The following is a 10,972-nucleotide window of genomic DNA, read 5'->3' as shown; positions in this document are numbered from 1 at the left end:
ACTAGGAGGTTCGGAAACTTTAGATAATATGGCCCCATTAGATTCGAGTGTTAATCGCAGCCTTGGTGCTCAGATACAAAACCTGATCAAGGACCTGCCCTATGGCACCAGAATTAATAAGGTAACGATCGGAGATCGCTAGTGTTTGAGAAATTCAGACAGAATTTCCCCATGGATGCCGGGGTAACGCCTGGTGGCGGCAATTTGGATACGAAAGTGCCTGGGCTTAACGAGTTGCTGGCGAGCTTCGGCGGCGCGTCGTTCAAGCGCGGTTTGTATCGGATAAACCGGGCATCGGAGGTAACACGTTGGAATGCACGCGTTGTCCTAGGCTTCCCTGAATTCGCCGGGCGGATTACCTGCTTTGGCTATGATTGGCTTGGCAGGGCCTTTGCAGTTGATACCGGAAGGTTGGAACAAGGCGAGCCTGGTGTCGTAATGTTTGAACCAGGCACAGGAGAGGCCCTTGAGGTGCCCGCCAATATCCGCGCCTTCCACGACGCAGAACTCCAAGAATATGAAGATGCAGCCTTGGCTTCCGACTTCTACACAAAGTGGCGGGAGATCGTCGGCACCGAGCCAGCCTATACGCAATGCGTCGGTTACAAGGTACCGCTGTTTCTCAACGGGAAGGACGAGATCGAAAACCTCGAACTGTCGGACCTGGATGTCTACTGGCACATTATGGGTCAGCTAATTTTGAAGGTCAAAGACCTGCCGATGGGGACGCGAGTGAACATCAAAGGCGTTAATTAAAGACATGTTTGCTGGTGGCACCGCCGGATTGAGTGCGGCGATGGCGCAGCTTTATTCAATATTTCCCATGAAATAGCCATCGACGGCGTCGAGGCGCAGTCGCATGAGCTGACCGTTCGAGCGCAAGTGGTTCGCGGCCTGGAAAATCCGCGCGTTGCGCAGGTGGAGAAACGACCGTGGCGGGCTCCCGGGCGCCGGCTCCTCGCCGGCCTTGGGGTACATGTTGGCGAAATCCATCATGGCGCGGCCCAGAACGTCCTGCAGGTCGGCGGGGTCGCTGGACCCATGTATCGAGGCGTTGCGCATCTGCCGGCTCAGTTCCTCAAAGTACTTCCTGCCGCTGATCATGGTGCCGGCGATGACCGTGCCGCGTATGAACAGCGTCATGCCGATTTCCAGATTGCCCTCGGCGAACGTCACCAAGGCATCGAGATAGGCGTCATGAGGGTGCAGTTCGGCCGGGTCTCCCTGCGCGTCCTTTACGCTGTGTTTCATTTTTCTCCCCCTCAGAGATCAGCATTCAGCCGTGGCGCAAGAAATGTAGGTCTGGCGCTGCCGCTCAGCAAAGCCTGGAAAATCACTCGCCCAATACGATCCCGGACGCAACAATTTGCGCGGTCAGCCTGGTGAGCTTTTCACGCTTCACCAGCGTCGGCTTTTTATAGATGCGTTTCATCGCAGGGCTCCGCAGGGGTTCCGCCAACACACCGAACGCGCTCGCCGCGGTTGCGTTCCCTTCGCCCGCTATTATGCGGCCTTTGCCCAAGGCGAAGCCTTGTGCCCGGCACCGTGGAGTCTAAGCCATATAATGTGTACGAGGTGACAAAGCCTGTTAGAGTTCTGTCGGGAAAACCGCGCCCTGGTTTCTTCAGGGCGGAGGCGGCATTCAGTATAAGTTTTATACCTCGATCCGGGATGCGGCTGGATTGAAATATCCGAGAAGGATCACAGAATGACCAAGGAGGAGTTTCTGGACGCTGTTCGGAGTGAGAACATCAGGCCCGACGCCTTCAGCTTGTACAACGACAGTGACGAGTCTCTCGTGCTTGATAGGGATGGCCATCGCTGGGTCGTCTACTACAGCGAGCGCGGTTGCAATCAGGGAAGAAAAGCTTTCGGGCAGAGACTGATACCCTTGAACACATGCTGGAGATCCTGACAAAGAGTCACACGTCTAGACAAAGGCCCAGAGGAATTATGTGATGAAGGATCATGTCGTTGTCATTGGTGGTTGGGATGACGATAAAGTCACGATATTCGTCTTCAGGATTTTATCGTGGATGGCCAATCGTTCATCCCGATTTCCTCCGACGAGGCGACATTCAAGCGAGAAGCCGCCGGCAGCGGTTTTGAGAAGGATGGGGTTTCGATAGACCGCAATCTCCTCGTTTCGATTCTTGCCGAGGACCAGGTGCTGGTTCTCAATCCGGGCAGCGACAAGGTGAAGATGACCAAAGCGGATCTGGCCAAGGGCCTGAAGGGGATTTGAAGCGACAGCCAGTCGCGGAATGCGACGCTGCTTTTGTCGACTTCGCTTGAGGGTTATGTACACGCGCGACAGCGGCGGCAAGACGCGCCAGATCGGCGATACGATCGAAAACAAAGTACCGGCGATCGGCAGCGTCGGATACCGGTTCAAGCTGGCGGCTGGCGCTGCAGGCGTGGATTGGTGTAGCTTGACGTTGTCTCGGCTTGGCGCGGCGGATCCGAAATTCGTCCGCCGCGCTGCTGCTTCAAGGCGATGCGAACCTCGGAGCCGCCACACATTGGCCAGTAAGGACCTTCAGATGAAGGCCAGACCTTTCAGATGAAGGATTGACGGTATCTTGTTGCACACAGACTCATATCCGACCATGGCAAGGATCATTTTCCAGGCCGCGTTGGTTTTTGTCCTCCTGCTTGCCCTTTCACCGGCACGGTTCCTGCAGGAGTTCGGCATGGCGTTCACGTTCGATCACGACAAGCTCAACCACGCCGCCGCCTTTGCCGTGTTGGCGGCTCTGGGAAGCCTCGGCTGGCCGGAGCACAAGGCAAGGCTGATTGTCCTTCTCGCTCTTACCGGCGCCGCGATCGAGCTTCTCCAGGGCATGCAAGTGACAGGGCGCGATATGAGTATATTCGACTGGTTTGCTAATTGCGCCGGCATGGCATGCGGGTTGACGTTCGCAGGCTGGACAAAGCGGCTCGTCAGCGGATTGCCATAGGTCGCAGCGGTTTTGGTTCCCTCCAGGACTAGACACGGCTAACCAGCCATTTTTCGCCGACAGTACTCCCCGCCTGCGATCCTTGAATCCCCCAGCTACGGATTTGGACGTCTCGCGGGCGCACTGACATTCTCGATCTTTCAAGCCCCGTTTTTGCGGGGCTTTTTCATGGAGCAAGCCCTTATGGCCCGACCTGCAACTGCCGCTGTTCGACTTCTGACCGGCGAACGCGAACCCGTGCGTCTGGCGACCACGGCCGACATCATCCTCAATGGCCTGCAGGCCATCGATGGCGTGCCGGCCGAGACCGGCGACCGGGTGCTGGTCAAGGACCAGGCCGACCCGACGCAGAACGGCATCTATACGGCGAGCGAGGGCGAATGGTTCCGCGCCGCCGACGCCCGCACCGCCCGCACCCTGCAGAAGGGAACGACGGTTCACGTCCAGGTCGGCTCGGCAAATGCGGACCGGGTGTTTGAATTCACCTCCGACGAGCCGGTGGTGGGCACGGACGCCATCGCCATTGCCGCATTCTTGCCACCCGACATCTCGGACGCGGTCGATGAGGTTGAAGCGCTGCGCGACGAAGCGCAGGTGCTGAAGGAGGCGGCCGAGGCCAGCGCCGGCCAGGCAGCGGCCAGCGCGTCCGCCTCTGCCGCCAATGCCGGACAAACCGCCGCTGACGTCGTTGCCACGGCGGCTAATCTGGCCAGTGCCCAGGCGGCGCGCGACGCATCCTTGTACGGCAAGGGCATCTTTCCGACGGTTGCGGCCGCGATCGGCCTTGGCGTCGTCGGCAACGGCGCGATCACGGCCGGCGCCAGCGGCACCAACGGCACATTCGACCTGGCATTTACCGGCGGCATCGGTTCGGGCGCCGCCGGCCGCTTCGTGGTGGCGGGCGGCGCGCTGACGCAGATCCTGATTACCGCGACCGGTTCCTACACGGTGGCGCCGAGCTTCAGCTTCGCGGCGTCGGCGGGGTTGGCCGGTGCAAGCGCGGCCGTGGTCTTGGGCCGGAATGTCGATGTCGGCGAGTATTTCTGGACCGAAGTCTCGGCCGGAATCCTTGGCCTCTACAACGTAGCGGCCGGGCCGGCGGCTACGGACACTGACATCAGGGCCGCCAGTTCTGCCCTGCTCTCCACCGTTGATGGCAATTCGATGCTCAACGGTCTAGGCTTACCTACCGCCAAGATGGTCGAAGCCAGCGGCGCGAACCTCAACCCGTCCCTGTATCGCCTCTACGCCTACACCAATGGTGACACGCTTGAGCATGTTGTTGTGGCCAAGGCGGCAGAGAGGGGCAGTCTGCAACTCATCTGCGCTGCTACCGGGGCCATCTACACGGCCAACTTCGACCTCAACCAGGGCACGGCATCAGGCAGCGGCGCAAACTTCGTAAGTGCCACGATCACTGCCTTGGGATCGGGCTGGTATGAATGTAAGGCGACCGCGTTGATCGGCGCTAGCGGAAACAACAATTTCCAAGCTCGCATGTCCCCCGGTGCCCTGCCTTATACAGGCGACGGCGTGTCGGGCATGTACGTTCGCAGCATCGTCCTTCGCAAGCAAAACACCCTCGCAAATTTGTTCGCCAGCAGAGACCCCACAAGCGGGACTTTCACCCGACAGAACCTCGCGGACGTGATCGGCACCGCTACCGCTGATGCCCCTGCAATTCTTCCCTTGATGTCCACTGTTGACGCACTTGACATCACCGTTAATGGCCGCATGTCGGCCACCAAGCTGGTTGAGCCGAATGTCAGCGGAAGTCCGTCCTTCTGGCAACCACGCTCGGGCATGGTGCTTGGGCAGACGGTTACCCTGGAGGTGATCGCCAAGCAGGCTGAGCGGAATCGTCTCAACCTGTTCTCGAACTCAGGCGCTCGCTATGACGCAACATTTAATCTTGACTTGGGCACCTTCACCATCAACCCAACTTTCGCCGCGCCGATCGTCACCATGGCCAAACTCGGCAACGGCTGGTTTAGGATCACACTGGAAAAAGTGGTTGATGTAGCGGGGGGAATGAACCCGCAGCATCGCGTTTATGGCGCCAGCGGAGGGCATCCCTACGTAGGTGACGGCGTTTCAGGCCTTTATGTCCAATCGTCCACCTTCAAGGTCAATGGCGGGCCGAACCTCAGCACGTCCCCGACCAACCTTTCAGTGGCCCCATGGTCTCGCAGCGCTGGCTCAACGGCCACTCCCAATGCTGCCCTGTATCTCGGCCTTCTGTCCGACCCTACCAGCATAGGCGGCGGTGGATCGGCCGACGACGGCAGCGCGGCACTGGTCGGCAAGAAGTGGGCCGCCCTTGGTTCCAGTATCACGATTGGGAATTACTACGCGCCCCTGCTCGCAGAACAGACCGGAATGGTGCTGACCAACCTCGGCGTCAGTGGTTCGGCTCTCGGGCTCAGCACCACCGCTTATCCGAGCTACGGCATGTCCGCCAGAATTGCTGACATTCCAATTGATACAGAACTGGTCGCCCTTGAGCCCGGCCCGAATGCCTTCGGCGCGCAGGAGACGCCGCTGGGCATGTTCGGCGACACCACCTACGCCACGGTCTACGGGTCGTTGTGGAGGGCCATCCTCGATATCCGTGCGCAGGCCCCGGTTGCCAAGATCGTCTTGATCGGCGTCTACAGTGGTGGCTCCGGCCACGCGACGCACCGGATAGGTCGGGTCAACGGCCAAGGTAACACGATGGACCAGCATATGAAAGCCGAACGCGAGGTGTGCCAAGCGTTCGGTGTCCCCTATATCGACACGTCGCAGAGCGGCATGGGTTACCACACTTCGACCCTGTACATGGCCGATGAGCTTCACCCGAACGCGGCCGGCAGCTTGCGTCTCGCTACACACCACGCCGGAGCCCTACGCAAGATGGTGCTCAACGGTCTGTTCGTGAACTAGAAGCGGAAGTGCTCATCGACGTGCCGAGGAACGACCGTGCTAAACTCCAAACAGGAGTGGGTACTGAACACCGAAAAGAAATGGCAGCGGCTTGGGACGGCAATCACGGTCGATGGGTCGTACACACTATCTCTCCGATCATATGCTGTCGATTTAGGTGAATCCGTCTGGATCACGCCGGTCGCTTGTGGCAAATGTCGCTGAATGCGCATCTTCACCACCATCCTCGCTCTGCGTCGTCGCTTTTGGTCATGGATCGCCACTGGAGCGGCAAGGGAGAATGCCATCATCGGGCCGCGAACTCGGTTCGGCGCCGGCGCTGAAATTTTCAATATCCACGGTGACCGATCGCGAGTGAAGATTGGTGCGGATTGCCGCTTGGACGGGCATTTGCAGATCTTCGCGCACGAAGGGAATATCCAAATCGGAGATTTCTGTTTCGTTGGCGCCGGGTCGACGATCTGGTCGTCTGACCCCGTCGGTATCAAGATCGGCAAAGGGGTGCTTGTCTCTTCCGGTGTTGCAATTCACGATACCAATTCGCACCCCATGGACCATGAAAAGCGGTTCGCACAAACCGTGGCCATCTTCCGAACCGGCCATCCTCGTGCCGATCCGGGTATCCGTTCGGCCCCGGTGACAATCGGTGACGACGTTTGGATCGGCACCGGAGCAATGATCATGAAGGGCGTGACGATTGGCGACCGGGCGGTTATCTCGGCTCGGGCCATCGTTCGCAGGGACATTCCGGCCGACTCGTTAGTCAGGGCTGACGACTAATTGGCCGGCGCTCTTCAATCAGTACCTCGCCATCGTATAGAGCCATGTGCAATTTCGGCATCTGCTTGCAAATGTCCTTGAACTGCTTGCGCATCGCAGCCTGGTGTCAATCGGCATGGAAACTTGCCGCTCCTGCTGAACTGCATGGATGGTGAAGCGAAGTGGTGGGGCCACTGTACATCGTTTTCATATCAGCCGCCCTCAGGTCGCATCGACAAAAGGCATGTGCTTGATTCGGTTCCATTGCTCTGCCGCAGTCGTGCCAGACCAGCGGTTGCGCAGAGAGTTTTCGCGGTAGGCTTGCGCGGGCTCCAGCCCCGGCAGAGAAGATGAGAGCGGCAAGAAGAATATGTTGCCGCCTGCCGCCGAAACTGCGACCAATTTATAACCGTTCGCGCTACACAGGTTCGTCACAGCTGTAATCGACGCCCCATGATACCAGCCGCTTTCATGCTTCTCTTTCCGGTCAAAGGATGGATCGTAGGGCACGGTAATCGGTTTCAAGCCAAGGCTGGCGTTGTATTCGACGGAGATCACGGCCGGGCGCACCGGCAGTAGCTCTTTGAGAAACCAGTAATCGTTCCCATCGACATCGATAGAGAGCACCCCGAGCTCGGGGAAATGGGCGCCAAGGCTTTTGATGTTGTCGAGGGTGATGAAGCTCTGGCGTGACTCGATCCGCTTTGGGAGGACGGCCTTTGCGAGACGGACCGTTGTCTCGTCGCCATCAACAAGCAGGCCATTGAAGTCGGCGAGACCGATGCAGTTGTATTCGGTCGGGTGAAAGCCGAATTCTACGAATGTGCGCGGACAATTGAGCGCCAGCCTAGAGAGGATGACGCTTTCATCAGATTGTGGCGCCCCGCCTAATCGAGCCTTCAGCAGATGGTAGTAGTAGCGAAGCGGCGTGCTACGGAGGAACGCATGTGCACGGGTTTGGATGCTCATCAATCTTCCTCGGTTGCTCAGGAACTCCTCCGTCATTTGCGGCTAGAGGCGGGCGCTTTGCAAGAGCGAGCCTGTGCAGGTGGCGCCATTCGCAAAGTGGGCTATCGGTCGAGATGACCTTCAAATCGCCGAAGAGAAAGTCGCTTGCGCGGAGCGTAGGGGAATGCGCAATGGCTAGCGATGGCTGCCCTGCGGCTTATTGTGAGGACCTTGCTGGTTGTTCGACCACCAGACGAAATACAGCGAGCCCATCTTCATGACCGGTACGCGGCGGTCGCGCTCCCGACCGCGCAATTCGCGATAGGTCTTCATCTTCAGCGTGCCGCCCGGCAACTTGATACGCACTGCCATCGGTTCAACTCCCGTTGTGCAACGCAGCAATAATGTGCAATTGCAGCAATAAGAGACCTTCCCTTGCGGAAGAGTCAACATCCGGTCATCGACTATTTCCGGGACGATCCACGATATAGCCGCCGGATAACAGTTTTATGATCGCGACGGGCTTGCAACGCTGCCGTGCAAGTCATCGTCCGATACGCCATCAGCCCAGTCGCCGATCCTTTGAAGGACGCTGGCGGTTCGACCACCAGATAAGATAGAGCGAGCCCATCTTCCACACAGGCACACGGCGGTCGCGCTCGCGCTCGCGCAACTCCCGATAGACCTTCATCTTCAAGGTGCCGCCCGGCAACTTGATCCGCACCGCCATCGGCCCAAACCCCATTGTGCAATGCAGCGACAAAGGGCTTCCGCTACGGAAGAGTCAACGGCCGGGCGTTGACTATTTCTGGGACTGTTTTCGTAACAGCGTCCATGCGTGCGAAGGGCGCGCGGTACTCCAGCAGGGCATCGCCGTTCTGTCCTGGTCCGCTCTCGGACCTTTCACGACCGCGAATTTTGGATCATCGTTTTGGCGGGCGTTTCGACGGGCCATCCGACATGCTGCTCGGCCACCATATGATGAAGTGATCTCCGATCTGCCAGACCGGAACTTCGCGCTTCTGCTCACGGCGACGCAGCTCGTCTTTTTTCTTGATCTTCAGAGTACCCCCTGGAAGCCTGATCCTTATCGTCACGTGCCCTCCCGCACCTTGTGTCCCACAAGGCACGAACGATTCACCGGAGCAGTTTCATCCCGGCTAAGCAATTTCGATTGAGGCGAGGGCACAGATGGAGCTGCTCTCAAGCGGCCAACGCCGTCATTTGAAGAAATCCGCCATGCCCTGGATGGCCAGGAACGCATAGAGGATCGGCCCGGCGACCAGCCCGCAATAGAGACACAGGATCGCCGCCAGCGCAAAAAGCAACGGCTTGTCGCGGCCGACCGCGCATAGTTCGGCCTTCGCCGTCCAGCGCGCCGCGGCCATTGCCGTTTCCTTGTCTTCCGACATCTGCGGATCCTCCCTGTCCTCCCCTTCGGGCCCATTTCACACGATCGCTTGCAAACATCAACCTGCCCGCGACCGGGCGGAAAGGAACTGCGATGGACACCGCTTTCAAGGGCGCTGCGAAACGTCTGGACGACCTCGATCTGCCCCGGCTTGGCGCACTTATCGGCGTCGGCGAGGACGAGATCCACGCCTTTCTTGATGTCGAGACCAGCGGCAACGGCTTCGATGCGCAGGGGCGGCCGATCATCCTGTTCGAGCCGCATGTGTTTTTCCGTAATCTGTCGGGGGCGGCGCGAGCGCAAGCCGTCGCGGCCGGCCTCGCCTATCCGAAGTGGGGCGAAAAGCCCTACCCCAGGGATAGCTACCCCAGACTGAAGGCGGCTGTCGCGATCGACGAGACGGCAGCGCTGAAATCGGCGTCGTGGGGCCTCGGCCAGGTTCTCGGCGAGAATTTCGAGGCGGCCGGCTTCCTCACCGTGCAGTCCATGGTCGAGGCCATGATGGAAGACGAGGCGCTGCAGCTTGAAGCGGCGGTCAATTTCATCGCCGAGAACCGGCTCGGCGACAAATTGCGCAATCACGACTGGGCGGGTTTCGCCAAGGGCTACAACGGCGCGTCCTACAAAAAGAACGCTTACGACACCAAGCTTGCCAATGCTTTCCGCAAATGGTCGCGCATCAGGGACACGCCGTGGCCTCCAGCGGCCTCTCCTGCGGTTCCCCGCCCAGCACCCATCCCGGCCTCTCAGTCGTCAAGGCCCGCGGCGCCGCCCGTGGCGGCTATGCCCAAGCCTACGGCAAAGCAAGGCTTCTGGACCGCGCTCCTCAATCTCATTCTCACTCTGTTCGGAAAGAAATGAACCATGGCTCGCTATTCGAAATTCATCGTCGCAGTCGCCGGCATTGGCGTGCTGATCGGCCTTCAGCAGTTTCAGGTCGAAATCCCCGGCCTCGGTGGCGTGGTGCGAGACCTGATCGTCGGTGCCCTTGTGGCCGGCGGCGTTTACCGCATCCCGAATCGGGGGGCGTGACATGGAAGGCCGGATTGAACTCATCACCGCCTACCTCCGCCAATCCTGGCCGCCGTTCGCCGTCGGCGCGGTCGCCGGCCTGATCCTTGGGCTGCTGCTATGAGCGTGCTCCTCGCAATCCTGTCGGCGCTCGCCGGCAACAAGACGATCATGGCGATCTTCGCCGCGCTCGTCGGCGGCATCGGGCTCTACGTCGCCGGTGGGGTCAGCCGGGCGAGAAAGGATGCGGCGAGGCAAGCCGCGGAAAAACTCACCGCCGCCGAGGACCGCCTCGAAATGGATCGCGAGGCGAGCGATGCCGAGCGCGCGGCGCGTGGCCTGCCGGACGAGGCGGCGCGGCGGGAGGCCATGCGATGGGCAAGGCGCTGATGATCGGCCTGCTGCTTGGGGAGAGCTTGCTCACCGGATGCACGACGCCGGCTTCGGTCGGCAATCCGCGCCAGGTCTGGTGCGACCATAACCAGCCGCGCCGCTCGTCCGCTTTCGTCGTCGCGGCCATGACGCGGCCCGAGCTCGACGAGATGAACGCCTACAACGGGAAGGGCGCCAGATGGTGCGGGTGGATGCCGTGATACAGGAGCTTCTCGATACGCTCGGCATCAAGGCGCCGGTGGTGGTCGCCGGTCTTTCCGGTGGCATTTTGCGGGCCTTGTCGCGCCACCGCTACAAGGTTCGCGAGATGGTGGCGTCGCCGATCTGCGGCGCGCTGGCGGCGGCCTACCTCACGCTTCCCGTGGTGCATTATTTCCGCGCTACCGGCCTGCCTGTTCCGGACGACGACACCACGACGCTGGCCGCGGCGTTCCTCATCGGCGTCTCGGCGATGTGGATATCAGACATCGTGTTCGAGGTGATGGTGCGGCGATTCAAATCGGGGAGGGAGGAGTGAAAATCGCGCCTTGCGGAAGTCTAAAGCGTATCGCGTAAAGCATCCCCT

The 10,972-nt window shown here is 59.9% G+C and carries 16 protein-coding genes; 10 read left to right on the top strand and 6 right to left on the bottom strand.

Going from position 1 to position 10,972, the window contains the following annotated elements:
• The first annotated feature begins 141 nt into the window (after positions 1 to 141).
• Positions 142 to 756 carry a T6SS immunity protein Tdi1 domain-containing protein gene (locus MESS2_RS22895; RefSeq protein ID WP_157357795.1) on the top strand — a complete coding sequence of 205 codons (615 nt, stop codon included), beginning with the start codon at positions 142 to 144 and terminating at the stop codon, positions 754 to 756.
• A gap of 51 nt (positions 757 to 807) precedes the next feature.
• Here the strand turns inward: MESS2_RS22895 and MESS2_RS22890 are convergent, their stop codons facing one another.
• Positions 808 to 1,251, bottom strand: a complete 444-nt coding sequence (locus MESS2_RS22890) for a hypothetical protein (protein WP_008876857.1) — start codon at positions 1,249 to 1,251, stop codon at positions 808 to 810.
• 82 nt (positions 1,252 to 1,333) lie between these two features.
• Positions 1,334 to 1,432 carry a hypothetical protein gene (locus MESS2_RS33055; RefSeq protein ID WP_008876856.1) on the bottom strand — a complete coding sequence of 33 codons (99 nt, stop codon included), beginning with the start codon at positions 1,430 to 1,432 and terminating at the stop codon, positions 1,334 to 1,336.
• A 600-nt stretch (positions 1,433 to 2,032) separates the two neighbouring features.
• On the opposite strand from MESS2_RS33055, the gene MESS2_RS22875 reads away from it, so the two are divergent.
• The 4 genes from MESS2_RS22875 (at position 2,033) to MESS2_RS33880 (ending at position 6,665) form a co-directional block, all read left to right on the top strand.
• A complete protein-coding gene (locus MESS2_RS22875) occupies positions 2,033 to 2,245 on the top strand; it encodes an SseB family protein (RefSeq protein WP_008876854.1) in 213 nt (70 codons plus the stop codon).
• Between the two features lie 448 nt (positions 2,246 to 2,693).
• A complete protein-coding gene (locus MESS2_RS22865; RefSeq protein ID WP_244440054.1) occupies positions 2,694 to 2,960 on the top strand; it encodes a VanZ family protein in 267 nt (88 codons plus the stop codon).
• Positions 2,961 to 3,143: 183 nt separating this feature from the next.
• Complete coding sequence (locus MESS2_RS30285; RefSeq protein ID WP_008876851.1) at positions 3,144 to 5,885, top strand: SGNH/GDSL hydrolase family protein; 2,742 nt, start codon at positions 3,144 to 3,146, stop codon at positions 5,883 to 5,885.
• 204 nt (positions 5,886 to 6,089) lie between these two features.
• Positions 6,090 to 6,665: an acyltransferase gene (locus MESS2_RS33880; RefSeq protein ID WP_008876848.1), complete on the top strand. Its 576-nt coding sequence runs from the start codon at positions 6,090 to 6,092 to the stop codon at positions 6,663 to 6,665.
• Positions 6,666 to 6,866: 201 nt separating this feature from the next.
• Here the strand turns inward: MESS2_RS33880 and MESS2_RS22850 are convergent, their stop codons facing one another.
• From MESS2_RS22850 to MESS2_RS22845, 4 genes are all read right to left on the bottom strand, one after another.
• Positions 6,867 to 7,613 carry a hypothetical protein gene (locus MESS2_RS22850; protein WP_008876847.1) on the bottom strand — a complete coding sequence of 249 codons (747 nt, stop codon included), beginning with the start codon at positions 7,611 to 7,613 and terminating at the stop codon, positions 6,867 to 6,869.
• Between the two features lie 174 nt (positions 7,614 to 7,787).
• The gene (locus MESS2_RS32805; protein ID WP_008876846.1) at positions 7,788 to 7,964 is read right to left on the bottom strand and encodes a hypothetical protein; all 177 of its coding nucleotides are present in this window, start codon (positions 7,962 to 7,964) and stop codon (positions 7,788 to 7,790) included.
• Positions 7,965 to 8,154: 190 nt separating this feature from the next.
• The gene (locus MESS2_RS32800; RefSeq protein ID WP_008876845.1) at positions 8,155 to 8,322 is read right to left on the bottom strand and encodes a hypothetical protein; all 168 of its coding nucleotides are present in this window, start codon (positions 8,320 to 8,322) and stop codon (positions 8,155 to 8,157) included.
• A 490-nt stretch (positions 8,323 to 8,812) separates the two neighbouring features.
• Positions 8,813 to 9,004: a hypothetical protein gene (locus tag MESS2_RS22845; RefSeq protein WP_008876843.1), complete on the bottom strand. Its 192-nt coding sequence runs from the start codon at positions 9,002 to 9,004 to the stop codon at positions 8,813 to 8,815.
• 92 nt (positions 9,005 to 9,096) lie between these two features.
• Between MESS2_RS22845 and MESS2_RS22840 the strand changes: the two genes are divergently transcribed.
• The 5 genes from MESS2_RS22840 (at position 9,097) to MESS2_RS22825 (ending at position 10,924) form a co-directional block, all read left to right on the top strand.
• Complete coding sequence (locus tag MESS2_RS22840; protein WP_008876842.1) at positions 9,097 to 9,864, top strand: N-acetylmuramidase family protein; 768 nt, start codon at positions 9,097 to 9,099, stop codon at positions 9,862 to 9,864.
• Between the two features lie 3 nt (positions 9,865 to 9,867).
• Positions 9,868 to 10,035, top strand: coding sequence for a hypothetical protein (locus tag MESS2_RS32795; protein WP_008876841.1), 168 nt, complete (start codon positions 9,868 to 9,870; stop codon positions 10,033 to 10,035).
• 99 nt (positions 10,036 to 10,134) lie between these two features.
• A complete protein-coding gene (locus MESS2_RS22835; protein WP_008876840.1) occupies positions 10,135 to 10,404 on the top strand; it encodes a hypothetical protein in 270 nt (89 codons plus the stop codon).
• Positions 10,389 to 10,607: a hypothetical protein gene (locus MESS2_RS22830; RefSeq protein ID WP_040593804.1), complete on the top strand. Its 219-nt coding sequence runs from the start codon at positions 10,389 to 10,391 to the stop codon at positions 10,605 to 10,607. The genes MESS2_RS22835 and MESS2_RS22830 overlap by 16 nt, the downstream gene beginning before the upstream one ends.
• Positions 10,586 to 10,924: a hypothetical protein gene (locus MESS2_RS22825; RefSeq protein WP_008876838.1), complete on the top strand. Its 339-nt coding sequence runs from the start codon at positions 10,586 to 10,588 to the stop codon at positions 10,922 to 10,924. Before MESS2_RS22830 ends, MESS2_RS22825 begins: the two co-directional genes overlap by 22 nt.
• The last annotated feature ends 48 nt before the right edge of the window (positions 10,925 to 10,972 follow it).

This window comes from Mesorhizobium metallidurans STM 2683 (genome assembly GCF_000350085.1).
Classification (GTDB): domain Bacteria; phylum Pseudomonadota; class Alphaproteobacteria; order Rhizobiales; family Rhizobiaceae; genus Mesorhizobium; species Mesorhizobium metallidurans.
Note: the sequence above shows the minus strand (reverse complement) of the source record. Positions and strands in the feature narration are given on the sequence as shown.

What these genes read in the sequence shown, in the direction of transcription:
- MESS2_RS22890 (WP_008876857.1), bottom strand. Translation starts at nt 1,251, where the DNA reads ATGAAACACAGCGTAAAGGACGCGCAGGGAGACCCGGCCGAACTGCAC.
- MESS2_RS33055 (WP_008876856.1), bottom strand. Translation starts at nt 1,432, where the DNA reads ATGAAACGCATCTATAAAAAGCCGACGCTGGTGAAGCGTGAAAAGCTC.
- MESS2_RS22865 (WP_244440054.1), top strand. Translation starts at nt 2,694, where the DNA reads ATGGCGTTCACGTTCGATCACGACAAGCTCAACCACGCCGCCGCCTTT.
- MESS2_RS30285 (WP_008876851.1), top strand. Translation starts at nt 3,144, where the DNA reads ATGGCCCGACCTGCAACTGCCGCTGTTCGACTTCTGACCGGCGAACGC.
- MESS2_RS33880 (WP_008876848.1), top strand. Translation starts at nt 6,090, where the DNA reads ATGCGCATCTTCACCACCATCCTCGCTCTGCGTCGTCGCTTTTGGTCA.
- MESS2_RS22850 (WP_008876847.1), bottom strand. Translation starts at nt 7,613, where the DNA reads ATGAGCATCCAAACCCGTGCACATGCGTTCCTCCGTAGCACGCCGCTT.
- MESS2_RS32805 (WP_008876846.1), bottom strand. Translation starts at nt 7,964, where the DNA reads ATGGCAGTGCGTATCAAGTTGCCGGGCGGCACGCTGAAGATGAAGACC.
- MESS2_RS32800 (WP_008876845.1), bottom strand. Translation starts at nt 8,322, where the DNA reads ATGGCGGTGCGGATCAAGTTGCCGGGCGGCACCTTGAAGATGAAGGTC.
- MESS2_RS22845 (WP_008876843.1), bottom strand. Translation starts at nt 9,004, where the DNA reads ATGTCGGAAGACAAGGAAACGGCAATGGCCGCGGCGCGCTGGACGGCG.
- MESS2_RS22840 (WP_008876842.1), top strand. Translation starts at nt 9,097, where the DNA reads ATGGACACCGCTTTCAAGGGCGCTGCGAAACGTCTGGACGACCTCGAT.
- MESS2_RS32795 (WP_008876841.1), top strand. Translation starts at nt 9,868, where the DNA reads ATGGCTCGCTATTCGAAATTCATCGTCGCAGTCGCCGGCATTGGCGTG.
- MESS2_RS22835 (WP_008876840.1), top strand. Translation starts at nt 10,135, where the DNA reads ATGAGCGTGCTCCTCGCAATCCTGTCGGCGCTCGCCGGCAACAAGACG.
- MESS2_RS22830 (WP_040593804.1), top strand. Translation starts at nt 10,389, where the DNA reads ATGGGCAAGGCGCTGATGATCGGCCTGCTGCTTGGGGAGAGCTTGCTC.
- MESS2_RS22825 (WP_008876838.1), top strand. Translation starts at nt 10,586, where the DNA reads ATGGTGCGGGTGGATGCCGTGATACAGGAGCTTCTCGATACGCTCGGC.